Source organism: Mammaliicoccus sp. N-M50 (assembly GCF_022386995.1).
Lineage (GTDB): Bacteria > Bacillota > Bacilli > Staphylococcales > Staphylococcaceae > Mammaliicoccus > Mammaliicoccus sciuri_A.
Window position 1 is genome coordinate 19,531 of record NZ_JAJNJA010000003.1, and the last position, 16,823, is coordinate 36,353.

At 32.1% G+C, this 16,823-nt stretch carries 19 protein-coding genes and 1 pseudogene; 3 read left to right on the forward strand and 17 right to left on the reverse strand.

Features of this window, described 5'->3' with window-relative positions; translation table 11 throughout:
- Positions 1-104 precede the first annotated feature (104 nt).
- From LQ622_RS05715 to LQ622_RS05735, 5 genes are all read right to left on the reverse strand, one after another.
- Positions 105-1,580: a M17 family metallopeptidase gene (locus LQ622_RS05715; RefSeq protein ID WP_239762242.1), complete on the reverse strand. Its 1,476-nt coding sequence runs from the start codon at positions 1,578-1,580 to the stop codon at positions 105-107.
- 18 nt (positions 1,581-1,598) lie between these two features.
- Positions 1,599-1,919 carry a YuiB family protein gene (locus tag LQ622_RS05720; protein WP_107577233.1) on the reverse strand — a complete coding sequence of 107 codons (321 nt, stop codon included), beginning with the start codon at positions 1,917-1,919 and terminating at the stop codon, positions 1,599-1,601.
- A 65-nt stretch (positions 1,920-1,984) separates the two neighbouring features.
- Positions 1,985-3,199, reverse strand: coding sequence for an NAD(P)/FAD-dependent oxidoreductase (locus tag LQ622_RS05725; RefSeq protein ID WP_037588845.1), 1,215 nt, complete (start codon positions 3,197-3,199; stop codon positions 1,985-1,987).
- Positions 3,200-3,352: 153 nt separating this feature from the next.
- Positions 3,353-3,712 carry a HesB/IscA family protein gene (locus LQ622_RS05730; RefSeq protein WP_204252792.1) on the reverse strand — a complete coding sequence of 120 codons (360 nt, stop codon included), beginning with the start codon at positions 3,710-3,712 and terminating at the stop codon, positions 3,353-3,355.
- An 11-nt stretch (positions 3,713-3,723) separates the two neighbouring features.
- A complete protein-coding gene (locus LQ622_RS05735; RefSeq protein WP_025904683.1) occupies positions 3,724-3,960 on the reverse strand; it encodes a YuzB family protein in 237 nt (78 codons plus the stop codon).
- Positions 3,961-4,113: 153 nt separating this feature from the next.
- On the opposite strand from LQ622_RS05735, the gene LQ622_RS05740 reads away from it, so the two are divergent.
- Complete coding sequence (locus tag LQ622_RS05740; protein ID WP_159315247.1) at positions 4,114-5,178, forward strand: NAD(P)/FAD-dependent oxidoreductase; 1,065 nt, start codon at positions 4,114-4,116, stop codon at positions 5,176-5,178.
- 579 nt (positions 5,179-5,757) lie between these two features.
- Here LQ622_RS05740 and LQ622_RS05745 read toward each other — a convergent pair.
- A complete protein-coding gene (locus tag LQ622_RS05745) occupies positions 5,758-6,084 on the reverse strand; it encodes a YuzD family protein (protein WP_037588843.1) in 327 nt (108 codons plus the stop codon).
- A gap of 109 nt (positions 6,085-6,193) precedes the next feature.
- Between LQ622_RS05745 and LQ622_RS05750 the strand changes: the two genes are divergently transcribed.
- Positions 6,194-6,436 (forward strand): NifU family protein, encoded by a 243-nt coding sequence (locus tag LQ622_RS05750; RefSeq protein ID WP_025904405.1) that lies wholly within the window; start codon positions 6,194-6,196, stop codon positions 6,434-6,436.
- Between the two features lie 69 nt (positions 6,437-6,505).
- Here LQ622_RS05750 and dltD read toward each other — a convergent pair whose 3' ends face one another.
- From dltD to LQ622_RS05790, 8 genes are all read right to left on the reverse strand, one after another.
- Entirely contained in the window at positions 6,506-7,687 is a 1,182-nt protein-coding gene (dltD, locus tag LQ622_RS05755) for a D-alanyl-lipoteichoic acid biosynthesis protein DltD (RefSeq protein ID WP_191835726.1), read from the reverse strand.
- Positions 7,684-7,920, reverse strand: a complete 237-nt coding sequence (dltC, locus tag LQ622_RS05760; RefSeq protein WP_037588840.1) for a D-alanine--poly(phosphoribitol) ligase subunit 2 — start codon at positions 7,918-7,920, stop codon at positions 7,684-7,686. Before dltC ends, dltD begins: the two co-directional genes overlap by 4 nt.
- A 16-nt stretch (positions 7,921-7,936) precedes the next feature.
- Positions 7,937-9,157, reverse strand: a complete 1,221-nt coding sequence (gene dltB, locus LQ622_RS05765) for a D-alanyl-lipoteichoic acid biosynthesis protein DltB (RefSeq protein ID WP_126477211.1) — start codon at positions 9,155-9,157, stop codon at positions 7,937-7,939.
- Complete coding sequence (gene dltA, locus LQ622_RS05770; RefSeq protein ID WP_126477212.1) at positions 9,154-10,614, reverse strand: D-alanine--poly(phosphoribitol) ligase subunit DltA; 1,461 nt, start codon at positions 10,612-10,614, stop codon at positions 9,154-9,156. Before dltA ends, dltB begins: the two co-directional genes overlap by 4 nt.
- A gap of 15 nt (positions 10,615-10,629) precedes the next feature.
- Positions 10,630-10,773, reverse strand: coding sequence for a teichoic acid D-Ala incorporation-associated protein DltX (locus tag LQ622_RS05775; RefSeq protein ID WP_078099933.1), 144 nt, complete (start codon positions 10,771-10,773; stop codon positions 10,630-10,632).
- A gap of 299 nt (positions 10,774-11,072) precedes the next feature.
- Positions 11,073-12,041, reverse strand: a complete 969-nt coding sequence (locus tag LQ622_RS05780) for a 2-hydroxyacid dehydrogenase (RefSeq protein ID WP_126477213.1) — start codon at positions 12,039-12,041, stop codon at positions 11,073-11,075.
- A 22-nt stretch (positions 12,042-12,063) separates the two neighbouring features.
- Positions 12,064-12,831: a TIGR01457 family HAD-type hydrolase gene (locus LQ622_RS05785; protein ID WP_126477214.1), complete on the reverse strand. Its 768-nt coding sequence runs from the start codon at positions 12,829-12,831 to the stop codon at positions 12,064-12,066.
- Complete coding sequence (locus LQ622_RS05790) at positions 12,818-13,261, reverse strand: DUF86 domain-containing protein (RefSeq protein ID WP_025904398.1); 444 nt, start codon at positions 13,259-13,261, stop codon at positions 12,818-12,820. Before LQ622_RS05790 ends, LQ622_RS05785 begins: the two co-directional genes overlap by 14 nt.
- Positions 13,262-13,369: 108 nt before the next feature.
- On the opposite strand from LQ622_RS05790, the gene LQ622_RS05795 reads away from it, so the two are divergent.
- Positions 13,370-13,639 carry a DUF3055 domain-containing protein gene (locus LQ622_RS05795; protein WP_025904397.1) on the forward strand — a complete coding sequence of 90 codons (270 nt, stop codon included), beginning with the start codon at positions 13,370-13,372 and terminating at the stop codon, positions 13,637-13,639.
- A 468-nt stretch (positions 13,640-14,107) separates the two neighbouring features.
- Here LQ622_RS05795 and LQ622_RS05800 read toward each other — a convergent pair.
- The 3 genes and pseudogenes from LQ622_RS05800 to LQ622_RS05810 form a co-directional block, all read right to left on the reverse strand.
- Positions 14,108-14,485, reverse strand: a pseudogene (locus LQ622_RS05800) (YutD family protein); the annotation flags it as partial.
- A 12-nt stretch (positions 14,486-14,497) separates the two neighbouring features.
- Positions 14,498-15,415 carry a lipoyl synthase gene (gene lipA / locus LQ622_RS05805; protein WP_025904395.1) on the reverse strand — a complete coding sequence of 306 codons (918 nt, stop codon included), beginning with the start codon at positions 15,413-15,415 and terminating at the stop codon, positions 14,498-14,500.
- A 76-nt stretch (positions 15,416-15,491) separates the two neighbouring features.
- Positions 15,492-16,823, reverse strand: coding sequence for a bifunctional metallophosphatase/5'-nucleotidase (locus LQ622_RS05810; protein ID WP_239774746.1), 1,332 nt, complete (start codon positions 16,821-16,823; stop codon positions 15,492-15,494).

Below are 16,823 nucleotides of genomic sequence, written 5' to 3' on the forward strand. Positions count from 1 at the left end.
AGAATTAGTCCGAATATTCTGAATCGAATTTCGTCATAATTAAAGCGGGATCTAAACCTAGTTTTTTACATAGATTTTTTATCCCGCTTTTTATATGTTTGATTTTATTTATTTTTTAAGAAATGTAGTACTGTTGGTATCATAGCACCTGTCGCACCTTTTGGACCTTTGAATGAATCCTTTTCTGTTTCCCCTGAACCTGCAATATCAAAGTGTAAGTGTGGTATTTCATCACTAAAATGCGTTACAAATGCTGCTGCAAATAAAGCTTTACCGTTTTTATTTAAAATACAGTTAGTTAAATCTGCAACTTCTGAAGATTTAATATCTTGTTTCTCTTCATCTGTTATTGGTAATTCAAAACTTACTTCATTTGAATATTTTGCAGCTTGTTTCACATCATCAATGTATTGATCAGCATCGCTTGAGAATATCCCCGTTTTCCCTAAACCTAATGCTGCAACAACAGCTCCTGTTAATGTCGCAAAGTTCATAATAAGCTCTGGCTTATATTGTTTAACGAATGAAACAGCATCACCTAATACTAATCTTCCTTCAGCATCCGTATTTGTTATTTCAACTGTTTCTCCACTTAATGCTGTATATACATCATCTGGTTTCATTGCATTGCTTGAAATCATATTTTCAGCTAATGGTAATACTGCTACTACATGAATTGGTAATTGTAATTTGTTTATAGCATGCATCATACCTACTACGTTACTTGCACCACTCATGTCATATTTCATCGTTGGCATACCTGTTTTAGATTTAATTTGGTAACCACCTGAATCATATGTCACACCTTTACCTACAAGTGCAATTGGATCTTGAGTTGAGCCTTTATATTCAAGCACGACTAAACGTGGTGGGTTTATAGATCCTTTACCAACTGCATCTAATAAACCAATACCTTCTTCTCTAATTTCATTTTCATTTTTAATCGTTACTTTTACTTGTGAATCTTTAAAGTGCTGTTCAATTTGGTTTGCGAAATAATCTGGCGTTAAAATATTCGGTGGTGTTTGTGAATAAGTTCTCGCTATATTAACACTCTCTCCTAAAATTTCACCTTGATTAATAAATGTCGTAACATCTTCATTTGTCGTTGTAACATAATTAATGACTGTATCAACATTTGCTGATTTGTTTGATTTATACGTATCAAATACAAATGTAGCTTGTGTGAATAACCAACCAAAACGATAAGCACGTTCTTGATGAGATACATTTTGTGATACAAACGTATCATCTAACAAATGTACTTCTTCAATTCTATTACTTTGTAAATATCTGCTTAAGTTTCCGTACACAACTTGATAGTCATTTTCTTTAATTTCTTTTAAATTACTTAACCCTACAGCAATTAATTTAACGACTTGTCCATTTACGATAATCGCTGTACTAGTGATTTTACCAAGTTCGCTACTAATAATTTGTTGTTTTTTTAAATTTTCAAGTTGTCCGCCTAAAATTTGATCAATTTCATCAAAATTGTGCATTTGATTTAAATGACTTGGACAACCGATTACAATCGGATGTTCATTATTAGAATATGATTCTTTAATTTTTATATTCATCATTATTATCCCCTTTTGTTAAAACATTGAATAACCGCTTCTTCGTAAATTCCTTATAACAAATCCTGCGACAATCGCGCCAATCCATCCTGAACCAAGCATTAATATATCCGCAGTATGTATGTGTGTTAAACCTGTAATAAGTTTTGAAAATGCAGTTGTTGGATCTGTAAAGTACATAGCCGTGGAAATTTTATCTACAATTGCAAAAATAACAAATGGATAAAGTACGACCATTAACCAAGTACCTTTTAATAGCATATTTAATATAAAAGCGATTCCAAAAAACAGAACAAAAAATAATGCCATTGATATGATAACTTGCGGTAAAGATATCATAGCTAACCTCCTTTAAAAAAAGAGACCCGCCTAATAGCAGGTCTCTACACTTAATAATGAATCAATTAGAATTTACCTTTTTTATAGGCTAATCCGATACCACCAATTTTGAAAATTGCACGAGTATCGATAACTTTTTTCATGAATGCTGCTTTTTTACCAGTAATTTCACGACCCATAACAACACCAACACCATCATGGCTACCTAATGAACATACAGTACCTTTGTCATCGTATACGAATGGTTCTGTTTTCTCACCATTGAAGATGTTTTTGATGTTTTTAGCAAGGTGTTCACCTTGTTGCATAGCGATTTGTGCTGTTGTTGGAAGTGGACGTTTGTTGTCTCCTTCACCAGCCATAACAGCTGAACAGTCACCAATTACGAAGATATCATCATAGTTGTCGATTGATAAATCATCTTTAACTACGATACGACCACGTTTAACGCCGTCAAATGATTCTTCCATTAATTTGCTACCTCTAACACCTGCAGCCCAAATAGCTGTGTTAGCTTCTAAAGTTTGTTCTTCGTCGTTAACTTTAACTACGAAACCTTTTTCATTACAAGCAACGATTGGAGTAGAAATTTTGAATTCAACACCACGGTCTTCTAAATATTTAACAACGTAGTTCACTAAGTTTTCTGAGAACATAGGTAACATTTTTGGAGCAGCTTCAACACAAGTAATTTTAACTTTAGATTGATCTACACCGTATTTTTTACATAATTCAGGAATGCGTTCTGTTAATTCACCTAATAATTCAACACCAGTGAATCCAGCGCCACCTACTAAGATTGCTAAGTCATTTTCATCTTTTTCTTTAGATGCAGCATAATTAGCAAATTTATCTTCGATGTGTTTAGCAATACGACGAGAAGTGTTAATGTTTTCGATTTGTAAAGCATGTTCTTTCATACCTTCAATACCGAATGTTTCACTTTCAAATCCTAATGCAACAACAAGAATATCATATTCAAATACACCGTTAGATGTTTCAACTGTTTTAGCATCTTTGTTGATTTTTGTTACTTCTGCTTTAACGAAGTTTACTTTATTTCTGTCGATTACATTTGTAATTGGATATAAAGCATCCTCATAGTTTAAAGTACCTGCAGAAGCTTCGTGTAACCATGTAGCTTCGTAGTGATAATCGTTTTTGTTGATTAATGTAACATCAACGTCTTGGTTTGAAACTAATTTTTGCAATTTAGTTACTGTTTGTAAGCCAGCGTAACCTGCCCCTAATACTAGAACTTTTTTACGTTCAAATCCCATTATTTTCACCTATACTTTCTAAATTTTGTTTGACACTTATAGGAAAGTTGTGTCACTTTGTGTTTTTCCTCACAAATAAAGATAATACTATTTACATACAAGTTTTATTGTATATTTTTATAAAGATAAATTCAAGTGTGACATATCAATTCCTTAGCATTGTTCTGGTGTACCAGAAACATCTTTAGTCTTAAATGAGCTTCCGCAACCACAAGCTGCAATCGCATTAGGGTTGTCAATCGCAAATCCGCCACCCATTAAAGATGTCTTAAAGTCAATTGTTGTACCATTTAAAATTGGTGCATCACTCTTATCTACTAACACTTTCACACCATAAAATTCTAGAACTTCATCATTCTCTGCTGGTTCTTCTTCTGCTGACATCCCGTAAGAAAGTCCCGTACAACCGCCACCTTTAACAGATACTTTCAAATAACCATTTGGCATATCGTTATTTTTCATCATATCTTTAACTTCATAAGCTGCTGCTTCAGTTAATATAACAGTTGACATATTTATTCCTCCTAAAAAATCCAATTTTCTTCTATATGACTATATATATTTTCAAGTAATTCTTCTGGTGTTTCTCCCTTGACCATATCTCCATTGACTAATGCATATAACCCTCTTGCACATGGTCCACAATTTTGTAGACAACCGTATTCCAATACATCTACTTCTGGATCATTGTCGAGCTTGTTAAACACTACATCAGCACCTTTGGCCAAGTTTGAAATACAAAATTCGACAATTGGGTTCAATGTGTTCACCTACTCACTTTTTATTCATTAAACTATTTTAACATTCATTGTAGTTTATGCCAAAAACGATTATACTAAAAGTATACTTATATATTATAAAATATATACATACAAATTTGTAGAAATTTGATTTATGGACAAAGGAGAATAACGATGAAAAGCTTAGTATTATTAGGGGGCGGATACGGTAATATGCGCTTAATGAAAGAAATACTTCCTAGCACATTACCTTCCGATTATTCAATTACGCTGATTGATCGTATGCCATTTCACGGTTTAAAAACAGAATTCTACGCATTAGCAGCAGGCACAAAACCAGATAAAGATATTCGAGTTCAATTTCCAAAAGATAAAAAAATTAATACAGTATATGGGGAAATTACTGATATTGATTTAGACAATCAAATTGTTTCAGTTGGAGATACACGAGTTGATTATGATGAACTTGTAATAGGTTTAGGTTGTGAAGACAAATATCACAACGTACCTGGCGCAAAAGAATATACTTATAGTATTCAAACTGTACAAAACGCACGCAAAACATACCAAGCAATATGTGACTTACCAAGCGATGCAACTGTTGGTATCGTTGGTGCAGGGTTAAGCGGTATAGAACTTGCAAGTGAATTACGTGAAAGTAGACAAGATATTAAAATCAAACTTTTCGATAGAGGTGCACGAATCTTACCTGCATTCCCAGAGAAATTAAGTAAATACGTAAAAAAATGGTTTGATAAACATGATGTAGAAGTTGTACCAAATTCAAATATCACTAAAGTTGAACCAGGACAACTTTATAACAACGAAGATATTCATAACGTTGATTTAGTCGTATGGACTGCCGGTATACAACCAGTTGAAATCGTTAGAAATCTTCCAGTTGATACTAATGACGGTAGAAGGGTTATCGTAAATCAATATCATCAAATTCCAACATATCCAAATGTATATATTGTAGGCGATTGCGCAGCATTACCACATGCACCAAGCGCATATTTAGCAGAAATACAAGCTGATCAAATCGCTGAAGTCATGAAATTACAATGGGCAAACAAACCACTACCTGAAAAGATGCCAGAATTGAAACCACAAGGATTTGTAGGTTCACTTGGTGAAAAACAAGGATTCGCTTATTTAATGGAACAAACCGTAACAGGTCGTTTAGCAAGAGTCATTAAATCAGGCGTCTTATGGTTATATAAATATCATAACGGATAAGAAAAAAGTAGCAGATTACTCTGCTACTTTTTTTCTGTTGTATGTGGGGGTTGGATGGAAGTGAAGATGTGAGTTTGTTGCCTCTTTAACTCACATCTTTTGCAATCTCGTGAGTTTACTACCTCTTTAACTCACATCTTTGGCGATCTTGTGAGTTTACTTCACCTTTAACTCACATGTTTGGCGATCTCGTGAGTTTATTTCTTCTTTAACTCACATCTTTTGCAATCTCGTGAGTTTACTGCACCTTTAACTCACATGTTTGGCGATCTTGTGAGTTTACTTCACCTTTAACTCACATCTTTTGTGATCTTGTGAGTTTATTACCTCTTTAACTCACATCTTTTGCAGTCTCGTGAGTTTACTGCACCTTTAACTCACATGTTTGGCGATCTTGTGAGTTTACTTCATCTTTAACTCACATCTTTTACTATCTCGTGAGTTTACTTCATCTTTAACTCACATGTTTGGCGATCTCTTGGCTTTATTCGGACATTAAGCCACATCTTGCCTCATATCACACATCTACTCTCTACCCAACTCACCTGTCCCCAACAATCTTCCCAACATTATTCTTATTTATTGTTCTACTGCTACGTGTTCATCTATAAATTTTGTTACTGGCTTTAATTGAACATAACCATCTGCTACGTATTCATCATTGATTGTTACGAGTGGATAGAATAGTTCGTCTTCGTTTATTCTTTCAATAAATTGTTGGTCGTGATCTGTTAAATTTTCAGTTTGATTCATAATATCAATATATGTGTATTCAAGGTTTAACTCTGGATATTTTCTTCCTAAAATTGCTTGTAACCACTCAAATGTATCTTTTGATGATGGTGCATTTACACAACTTGCACATACAACATCAGCCCCATAAATTACTATACTTGCCTTGGACATTTTAGCATCCCCCTAGTTTCATGAATAGATTTTTTACCTTATTTCTATTATAATAGATAAATAAGATTAATGTATCTAATAACACTTGATGAGAGGAGTATTAATATATATGGCTACCGAACAACAAACAATGTTTGATCAAGTTAGTGATGTACTCGAAAAGTTAAGACCATTCTTATTACGTGATGGCGGCGACTGTGAACTAGTAGATGTTGATGACGGGATTGTTAAATTACGTCTACTTGGTGCTTGTGGTACTTGCCCAAGTTCTACTATTACGCTAAAAGCCGGCATAGAACGTGCTTTATTAGAAGAAGTACCTGGCGTAGTGGAAGTAGAACAAGTATTCTAACTTTATAATTAATAAAAAATAGGACATCGTTTATAAGACGATGTCCTGTTTTTTATTTCCTAGGTAATATTAATGATAATGTCTACTCTCTTTTCCATCATATGTTCCATTGATGTGTTGTATCATTTGTTCATTAATATATACCCAGCCTTTCCATCCAATATGAACGGCATCTGTTATAACATACGGTTCATATTCTTTATCGGTTAAATCATATACTTTCATATCGTTCTTTTGAATCATATGATTGATTTTCTCATATACCGCTTCACGTTTCTCTTTATCGACATGGATATGGTCATACCATTTTCCATTTGCTGGAATAACGATAAACAATGGATCTGCTTTGGCTTCTTTTAAAGTATCAATTAATAATTGTAAATCATCAAATTCTTTCGAATGCATATTAAACTCGTAATTACGATTATATCTTTTACGTTGCTGCTTTAATAAGTGCCAATATTTATCATTCATACAAAATTTGTTTGTTCTTGAATGTTGTGCGCCATATTCAGAAGCGTATAACTTCAAATCATTCCAATTCATTTGATTAAAATGATGGTGCTCTTCTCTATGTAACTTTGCTTTTTCTTGTCCAAAAATTGATTTTAAAGCGTCGTGTTTTTCATAGATGTTTTTTTCAAAATCATTCATAAATGTACCTTCATCATAATGATGATTTTCTTTTTCTATGATTGATTTTAAGTATGGGTCTGATTTTAATTGTTTGAATTGCACTAATCTTTTAGCAAAACGATCTTTAATTTCTGGACTTAACACTTTATTTTTAAATAAGTGGTCAGCTTGTAATGGTGAAAATCGAGCACTAAAATTATCATTAGTCAGTCCATGATTCGTAAACCATTGTGGAGAAATAATAATCGCTATTTTTTTACCTTTCAGATTATGTGCTTGGCTCCCCATATTAATTGCATGAATTAAATCAGTTGATCCACCCGTACCTATTAGATATGGTTGTAATTTCGCTTTTTTATCATTCAAGATATACGCTGGATGGAAGATGTCTTGTTTTTCCAATTCACTTGATCCAAAGATTGGATAGAACTTTTTGCTTAATAACATTTCTTCTTGTGAGTGCACACCTTTTAGTACTGTATCATCTAAAGATATCGCTTCGTTATTAATACTGTCATACTTTGAAAATGATTTAATCCATTCCACAGGTACGAGTAAAAATAAACCGAATAATAATCCACTTATTAATAATGGTAACAATAACTTTAGTTTCATTGTAATTCCTTAAGTACTTCTATAATTTTATTTGGTGTTGCCCACTCATCTCTATCAAAATCAGTAATTGTCACATCAATGCCTAAATTATTTTGAATTTCTAATAATAATCCAACTGTCGCAAATGAATCGATAATACCTTCTTCAAATATTTCAATATCAGGATTTTCTTTAACGATATCATTTTCTGCAACTTCTGCTAAAATATTTAAAACACTCTCTTCAAAATTCATAATATATCTCCCTTATTTAATGTATTAACTTGCCTGAGAAAAGTAAAAATCCAAATGCTATACAATGGAACGTAATAAGAATTGCTACTATGTTCATAATGCTTGGATTCATCTTTATAGGATGTTTTTTACGCCATTGTTCATAATAGCCATATCCAATAAATAGCATTGCATGATATAAACCATACAAAATATAATGCCATTCAATACCATGCCAAATTCCCATAATAAAGAAATTTAAGAAAAATCCTAAATTAGATATTAGTAACTTATCTTTTAATAATTTTTCTTTAGATACCCAGAACACAAACCGCATATATACGCAATCTCTAAACCAAAATGATAAACTCATATGCCATCTATTCCAGAAATCTTTAATATTTTTAGCTTTAAATGGTTGATTAAAGTTAACTGGTGTTTGTACACCAAATAAATAACTAAATGCAATAGCAAATAAACTGTATCCTGCAAAATCAAAGAATAAATAGAAACTATAACCATACATATAATATAAGTAATTTAAAAATGTCGGATCCGTGTCTATTGGTACAACTTTTATGACATATTCATTAATGTAATAAGCAATAATATATTTATACAAGAATCCCATAAACACCATATGTATCGCTTTGATAAGCATGTCATAGTACTTTTCAGGTTCTATCGTCTTCTCTTCATCTTTAATAAATCGTTTATATCGATCTATTGGACCAGATGAGATGGTTGGAAAGAATGTGATAAAATCGATTAATTTCATCGTATCGATAGATTTTATTCGACTATCACGAATTTCCATAATGAGTTGAATACTCTTAAATGCAATATACGATATACCTAAGAATCCAATAAATTCAATGACTCTATTACCATGTATTGTAAGTTGATGTGTTCCAAGCCAGCTACTTTGTAATACTTTGACAATAATTAACGGTAATATAGATAACAATATTGCACTTACATATAACTTGAAGTTATTCGTTTTCTTTACGAGCGTGTTATAAGTTCTAATCAAAACAACTTGATAACATACGTACAGTGCAAAGAAAATAAGTTGATAACTTAAATATTGATTATCGAATAAATTTTTACTGTCATCCGAAAAAATTAAAACAAGCATAATTAAGGTTATTAACCTATTGTATATAAGACTTTTCTTACCGATTAATCCTAAAATAATTACGGGCAACATTAAGATTAAACAGATGTAGAAATAAGTAAAATCGCCATATGGTGTCATGAATTTAACCTCTCTAATACTTTGTTGCGATCTAATTTACCGTTAGCCGTTAAAGGTAGCTGTTTAGCATAACTGAATTTTCTAGGAATCATATATTCTGGTAAATGTAATTTCAATTCATGTTTCAAATGCATTGTCATGTCATTTTCACTATCTAGCTCGTCATCCATTGGTACAATCGTTGCATGTAAATATTGGATTTTCTCACCATGTTTAATTGGTGAAATGACAGCTTGTTTAACATCTGGTAAATGTTCAAGTACGCTTTCAATTTCTTCAAGTTCCATGCGATACCCATTAATCTTAATTTGGAAATCAATTCTTCCGTTAATGAACCAATAGCCATCTCGATAAGACGCTTTGTCCCCTGTATGATAATTTAATTGGCCATCAAAGATTTTAAACACTTTATTATGTTTTTCTTCATCTTTTAAGTAACCTTGGCTCACACTTTTACCAATAATAATTAATTCACCCTCATCTGTTAACTTCAATTCACTATTTGGGCGCACTTTGCCTATTGGTAAAGGTTTAAATTGATCCAGTATTTCTTGTGTGATTTGTATACTCGTTACAGCAACTGTAGCTTCAGTTGGTCCATATGTATTATAAATAGTCGATGTCGTAAACAAATCATGTAATTTCTGTGCTGTTTTATGACTTAATATTTCTCCACAGAAGAAGAACTGCTTTAATTTCGGATGATGTGTTTCATTAAAATTAGGCAATAAAAGACACATTTCTAAAAATGAAGGTGTAGATACCCAGCTTTCTACTGCTTTTTGTTCAAGTAATTCATATAATTGTTTAGGCTTTTCAATCATCTTCTTATCAACAAGTTGAAGTGTACCACCTGTCATTAAACATGGATAAATGGCCATAACAGACAAGTCAAAAGAAAACGGTGCTTGATTTAACCACATTTTGTACTCGCCTATTTGATTTAATTCCAGCATCCATTCTGTAAAATCAACAAGACTTTCATATCTTATTTGTACACCTTTAGGAAAACCTGTAGAGCCAGATGTAAAAATTGTATAAACAATATCTTTATCAGTTATTCTATTAAAATCTTGATCCACTGATTCAACAGCAAGTATTTCTTCTATTGTTATTTGATTTACATGTAAATTATTCAATAAATTTCCAGTTGTGTTCAAAATAAAAACAGGCTCAACCTTCTCAATGATATGCTCTATTCTTTCTAATGGAATAGATGTATCTATTGGAACGTAACCAATGCCTGCTTTCATACTCGCAATCATTCCCACAATCATATAAGGTGACATATGACCATAAAGTACTATAGGCTTTTCAGAACCTTTAATTAAAGTAGCTAATTTATTAGAATAAAGATCTAATTCACCATAAGTCATTACTTCATCTCTATAATTTATAGCAACCTTATCAGCATGCCACTTATTCATAAATGTTACTTTTTCTAAGATGTCATTCATAAAAGTTCTCCTTCATTAAAATTCATTATATATAAAATCATTACTTGCGCTTCCACCAGCGTAAATCCAAAATAACACAATCATGATTATTAAATAGAAAATCGTTAAACCAATCAGCTTAAAATTTTCAGAGTTTATAATATCCCTAATTTTTTCCATTGTTAATCTCCTTGTGTTTTAATTTTGTAATTATTCTATTTCATCATTATATTCTAAGCATAATGGAATATCAAGAATAATATGTAAAATTTTAGCAATATATGGCAATAAAAAGGGAGCGTGACAGAAATCTAATTTGTTAAAAAAGATTTCGTAGTCTCGCCCCGGCAAGGATGACTAGAGTTGAAAAAGCTTGATACAAGCGTATTTCAATTCAGTCATCTACTGCCAAGAAACTAAAACAGGCTGAGACATTCCATTATGTCCCAGCCTATTTTTTAGTTATTAATTTCGTTTAATTATTTTAATTTAACCGGCGTAATTGGATCATGGTTAGACATAATTTGTTTAGCATTATCCACGCATAGCTGCACCATTTTATCTCGAGTTGCAATTGAACTACTACCAATGTGTGGCACAACGATCACTTGATCCATTTTCAAAAATGGATGATCATCTGAAATAGGTTCATTTTCAACAACATCTAATGCTGCACCTAAAATTTCTTGTTGCTCTATTGCTTCAATTAAATCAGACTCTACAATGTGACCTCCACGTCCGATATTAATTAAAATTGCTGTGTTTTTCATTTTTTTAAATGTTTCTCGATTGAATATACCTTTTGTTTCAGGTGTTAATGGCGCTGTACAAACTACGAAATCACTTTCATTAAGCAATTCATCCAAAGTACGATATTCAACGTTTAATTGCTGTTCAGCTTCTTCTTTTCTAGAGCGATTATGATAAAGTACTTTGCAATTAAAGCCTTTCAATCTTCTAGCAAAAGCTTCTCCAATTGAGCCCATACCATAAATACCGACTGTTGAGCCGTGGACATCTTTTCCTGCTAAAAGATAAGGACCCCAGCTTTTCCATTCACCATTATGTACATATTGAACCGCTTCAACAATTCTTCTTGCTGCTGTCAACATTAACGTAAAGCCTAATTCGGCAGTCGTTTCTGTTAATACTTCTGGTGTATTTGTTACAACAACACCTTTTTCTTCAGCAAGTTTCACATCGATATTATCAAAACCAACAGCTAAATTGACGACACCTTTTATGCGCGTTGCATTGTTAAAAAATTCTTCATCAATTTGCTCGCTTAATGTCGTAATGACAATTGTTGCATCTTGAGAACGTTCTAAAAACGCTTCTCTAGGCATTGGTTCTAATTCGCTATTCCAAACATCTACTTCTGCATATTCTTTAATCTGATTGATAAACTTTTCTGGTAATTGTCTTGCAACAAGCACTTTCTCATTCATGTTCTCAGCTCCTTATGTGAATTTACTTAATCACTTCAAATAAATTCTTAACGCTATATGTTGGTAATACTTCTTTTTTATTAATTTCTTCTAAAGATGTTACACCAGTTTGTACATGTAATGTATCAATGCCACTATTGATTCCAGCTAAAATATCAGTATCATATAAGTCACCAATCATGACACAATCTTCTTTAGCATGACCAACTTTTTCAATAGCTTGTTCCATAATAATTGTTTCAGGTTTACCAATGAATACTGGCGTCTGTCCAGTCGATACACTTACAACGCTTGTCAATGAACCATTTCCAGGTAAAAATCCTCTTTCATTTGGAATCGAAACATCTTTATTTGTAGATATGAATTTCGCGCCATTTCTAACGGCTAAACATGCTACTGAAAGCTTTTCATAAGAAATATTCACATCTAAGCCCATTACGACATAATCAACATGTTCATCTTCTTTCACAACTAATCCAGCATCTTTTAAAGACGTTTCTAATCCACTTCCTCCTACCATATACACTGATGCACCTGGAGAAGCTTCACTTATATATCCAGCCGTTGCCATTGCAGAAGTAATCACATGTTCACTTGAAGTATGAAAACCCATATTATTTAATTTTTCTGCTACTTCAGCAGGAGTTTTTGATGAGTTATTTGTAACAAATAAATAATCTTTATTATTTTCATTTAAATAATTTATAAATTCGATTGCACCTTCAATAACTTCCGTACCTTTATACATTGTGCCGTCTATATCAATAAAATAACCTTTATAATCTTTCATTTTTATCTCCTTCACCAAAAGCTGTTACGGGAACATTTTCATTTTCTAAAAAATGTTTTGTATCTTCAATTGCTTGTTTATAAAATGGCGTCGCAATTTCAAAAGCTTTTCTTAATTGATCATGATCAAGATTTTCATAATTTCGAATAAGTTCTTTTCTGTAATCAATAGATGTTCTAATTGCTTCAGCAGTTGAAGGTTGGAATACTTTTTCAAGTTCCATAATATCAATCACATCTTTATAATTACCAGGATCTCTTAAAATAAATGCATCAATAATCAAATTTCCAATATCGACTACAGATTCAATCATCATATGTGCGATTCTTTCTAAAGCATATGGAGAATTTTTCTCGCTTTCAAAATCTACCGTCAATTTTTCTAAATAATTTAATTTTAAAGTTAAAGTTTTGCTATCTACGAAATACATGTAGAAGACCTCCTATCCATATATCATCATATCATAATTTTGAATTGTAGGGCATTGCTCTGTATACTATACAAGTAAAGAAAGATTTTTAAAAAGGAGTCGCTAAACATGATAGATATGTTCTTATATGATGAGCAAGATGAAGCGAAAATACAATTTGTAGGATTTGTCGGTGAACATAGTCGCTATGACTTAACACTGATTTATACAGATAGACATTATGGAAAAACAATGGTACTCAATACTCAAAACAATACATTTGGTATTATCGGTAAAGATGACTTAGAAGAAGAAGGCTATATTAGTCACATCCTCGGTTTAACAGAAGAAGAAGGCGAAGAAGTAACAGAATATTTACATGATGTTATAGATATATAGATTTGAATTAAGTATGTGATTAATATAGTGTGAGCGTTATTAGCAGTTCTGGCCGAAAGTGCAAATACTGATGCCTTTATTAGCAAGTTTTGCCCAAAGTACAAATAAGAAGTCCCGTAATGACACTTCTCGGTAGTTTTGTAAATAAAACACTCCATAGTTACATTTCGACCGACTTTTGTAATTATGGACACCCATAGTAACACTTCCGCCGACTTTTGTTACTATAGACACCCATAGTAACACTTCCGCCGACTTTTGTTACTAACGCACCCGTCATTATAAACAACTTCATTCAAAAATATTCACAATCTCACTATAGCTCAATAAAAAAAGAGCCCGGAATTTTCCGGGCTCTTTCGTTTATAAATAATCTTTTAAAGTATTTTTAGATGTAGGTTGTTCTTCAATTACGTCTTCTTCTATTTCTACTGTTTCAGCTTCTTGTTGTTTGTTCTGTTGTTCTTGTTTAGTGTTTTGCTGAATTGTTGGCTCTATTTTAACGTCTTCTAATTTATGTTCTTCGTCTATGAAAGTTGCTTCTTCTGCTGTTAATTTAGATATCTCAGATTTAGATAATCGTCTCAATACAAAATATTTACATCCAAAATTACAATACTCTAATATATAATCTTGAATAGCAGAGAATCGCTTATTTGCATCACTTTTTTTATTAGAATCATGATAAAAGCCTTTTAAACGAAGTTGCTCGTAACCAAAGTCACCAACAATAAAATCATATTTATCTAGAATTTCAGAATAACGTGATGTAAATTGTTCTTCATTGAAAGATTTCTGATCATCTTTAATCACTTCAAAATAGTTATTTTCTATTTTAGTTAACATTCAATCACCTTATTAGTTATTAAGTGCTTGTTCACCTAGAATATGTTTTTGTTTAGCAGCTTCATTAACTTGTTCATCTGCGTGATAAGAACTACGTACCATTGGACCAGCTTGGCAATGTTTAAAGCCTTTTTCCATCGCTACTTTTCTTAATTTACCAAATTCTAAAGGTGTGTAGTATTTTTGAACATTTAAATGTTTGCGTGATGGTTGTAAATATTGACCGATTGTCATAATATCTACGCCGTTTGCACGTAAATCATCCATTGTTTCATAAATTTCTTCAACTGTTTCACCAAGTCCAACCATTAAGCTTGATTTTGTAGGAATATCTGGGTACATTTCTTTAGATCTTCTTAAGAATTCTAATGTACGGTCGTATTTTGCACGTGCTCTAACTCTTGGTGTTAAGCGTCTAACTGTTTCGATATTATGGTTTAAAATATCTGGTTTAGAAGCCATTAATGTTTCTAATGCTTCATAACTACCACCCATATCTGATGGTAATATTTCAATTGTAGTATATGGATTTAACTCTCTTACTTTACGTACTGTTTCTGCATAAACGTTAGAACCAGCATCTTTCAAGTCATCTCTTGCTACAGCTGTAATTACTACGTGTTTTAAGTTCATAAGTTGAACTGATTCTGCTACACGTTGTGGTTCATCTAGATCCAACTCATTTGGAAGACCTGTTTTAACTGCACAGAAACGACATGCTCTCGTACAAACTGCACCTAAAATCATAAATGTAGCTGTACGTCTTTCTCCCCAACATTCGTGAATGTTTGGACATTTAGCTTCTTCACAAACTGTATGAAGATTCTTCTCACGCATCATTTTCTTCAAGCCTGTGTAATTCTTATTCGTGTTTAATTTTATTTTTAACCAGTCTGGTTTACGTAATATTTCTTCATTTTTAGTAGCCATATACGTGAACACCCTTCTATTATTAATTTTCATCTTTATATATTATAACGAATATAAGTATAAATTTAAATGCTCATTACACTTTCTTTTCATGTTGTAATAACTTTTGTTCAAAAATATTTCTTAAAAACTCTGGCATAATATAATTTATATTCATATCTTTCAATATTGGGAAGTATCTTCCAAATGTGTACATATCAATTGTACCGAGTTTATATTGTTCGTGATCTTCTATTTCTTTACCATTTACAAAACATTGACCTGTAGACTCAATATAGCCGATATTTTTAAATACGTATCCTCCAAAAATATCTCCTCTAAAGCCAAATCCAAATGCTACTTCATCCATATAGGACTGTTCCATCGCTTTATAAATAATTTGTTTAAGTTCTACACCTCTTAAATCTACTGAAACAGTGTTTATAGGATGTGGCAACATTTGATGAATATCGTATTCTGTTAACTCATTACCCGTCTTACCTTTAACGATAAGACCTGCATTAATAATTGCACAGTCTGCTCCTGTAAATTCTAATACACTTTCGCATAATAAATCCGTTGTATAACTTGCACTGTTAAGTCGTCGTGGTAATGAAAAATTCCCTTTAAGAATCGGTTTATTTAATAACGACTTACCTTTTTCTTCATAATCATTTGGTACTTCTTCGATTAAGTCAGAATTAATAATTTCCGCTTCTTTATGGATAACTTTTTGATTTTCAATGATTAAATCTACTTTACCAACATAATGCCCATATTTACCAGCTGCAGCCATCAACACACCATTTTGTTCTTCGCCATTTTCAAAATAATGATGTGTATGTGCGCCGAAGATAACGTCAACTTCCGGACATTCTTTGCAAATTTGCTCATCAAAGAAGATGCCGACATGACTTAATACGAGCAGTACATCATACGATTCTTCCACTTGCTCGATTTCATTTTTTAGCGCAAGTAATGGTGACGTTACTTTCCAATCAAGTCTTTCATAAATATGATTAAAAGGTGCTGTCAAACCAATCATACATACTTTAATACCATTAATATCTTTAACAACATGAGAAGTTATATGATTCGGTAAATTGCCATCTAAATCAAATAAATTGCAACAAGTAACATCGAACTGAGCTTCATCATATAAGTGGTTTAAGGCATCATGAGATATTGTCATACCTTCATTGTTACCTATTGTTACAACATCTACGTGACTGTCATTTAAAATATTAACATTTTCTCTACCTTGTGATGCTTCTGTTAAAGGATGAAATAAATCTATATGATCACCTATATCAATATATAGAGTATCATGCTGACAACGACTTCTTTCATCTTTAATATACTGAGATATTTTGGCATATGTATTTAAATGACTGTGTATATCATTTGTATGAAATATCGTGAGCTTCAC

What these genes read in the sequence shown, in the direction of transcription:
- lipA (WP_025904395.1), bottom strand. Translation starts at nt 15,415, where the DNA reads ATGGCTACTAAAAATGAAGAAATATTACGTAAACCAGACTGGTTAAAA.
- LQ622_RS05785 (WP_126477214.1), bottom strand. Translation starts at nt 12,831, where the DNA reads ATGAAAGATTATAAAGGTTATTTTATTGATATAGACGGCACAATGTAT.
- dltB (WP_126477211.1), bottom strand. Translation starts at nt 9,157, where the DNA reads ATGACACCATATGGCGATTTTACTTATTTCTACATCTGTTTAATCTTA.
- LQ622_RS05730 (WP_204252792.1), bottom strand. Translation starts at nt 3,712, where the DNA reads ATGTCAACTGTTATATTAACTGAAGCAGCAGCTTATGAAGTTAAAGAT.
- LQ622_RS05790 (WP_025904398.1), bottom strand. Translation starts at nt 13,261, where the DNA reads ATGTATTTCGTAGATAGCAAAACTTTAACTTTAAAATTAAATTATTTA.
- LQ622_RS05750 (WP_025904405.1), top strand. Translation starts at nt 6,194, where the DNA reads ATGGCTACCGAACAACAAACAATGTTTGATCAAGTTAGTGATGTACTC.
- LQ622_RS05740 (WP_159315247.1), top strand. Translation starts at nt 4,114, where the DNA reads ATGAAAAGCTTAGTATTATTAGGGGGCGGATACGGTAATATGCGCTTA.
- dltC (WP_037588840.1), bottom strand. Translation starts at nt 7,920, where the DNA reads ATGAATTTTGAAGAGAGTGTTTTAAATATTTTAGCAGAAGTTGCAGAA.
- dltD (WP_191835726.1), bottom strand. Translation starts at nt 7,687, where the DNA reads ATGAAACTAAAGTTATTGTTACCATTATTAATAAGTGGATTATTATTC.
- LQ622_RS05775 (WP_078099933.1), bottom strand. Translation starts at nt 10,773, where the DNA reads ATGGAAAAAATTAGGGATATTATAAACTCTGAAAATTTTAAGCTGATT.
- LQ622_RS05720 (WP_107577233.1), bottom strand. Translation starts at nt 1,919, where the DNA reads ATGATATCTTTACCGCAAGTTATCATATCAATGGCATTATTTTTTGTT.
- LQ622_RS05795 (WP_025904397.1), top strand. Translation starts at nt 13,370, where the DNA reads ATGATAGATATGTTCTTATATGATGAGCAAGATGAAGCGAAAATACAA.
- LQ622_RS05715 (WP_239762242.1), bottom strand. Translation starts at nt 1,580, where the DNA reads ATGAATATAAAAATTAAAGAATCATATTCTAATAATGAACATCCGATT.
- LQ622_RS05745 (WP_037588843.1), bottom strand. Translation starts at nt 6,084, where the DNA reads ATGTCCAAGGCAAGTATAGTAATTTATGGGGCTGATGTTGTATGTGCA.
- LQ622_RS05780 (WP_126477213.1), bottom strand. Translation starts at nt 12,041, where the DNA reads ATGAATGAGAAAGTGCTTGTTGCAAGACAATTACCAGAAAAGTTTATC.
- dltA (WP_126477212.1), bottom strand. Translation starts at nt 10,614, where the DNA reads ATGAATGACATCTTAGAAAAAGTAACATTTATGAATAAGTGGCATGCT.
- LQ622_RS05725 (WP_037588845.1), bottom strand. Translation starts at nt 3,199, where the DNA reads ATGGGATTTGAACGTAAAAAAGTTCTAGTATTAGGGGCAGGTTACGCT.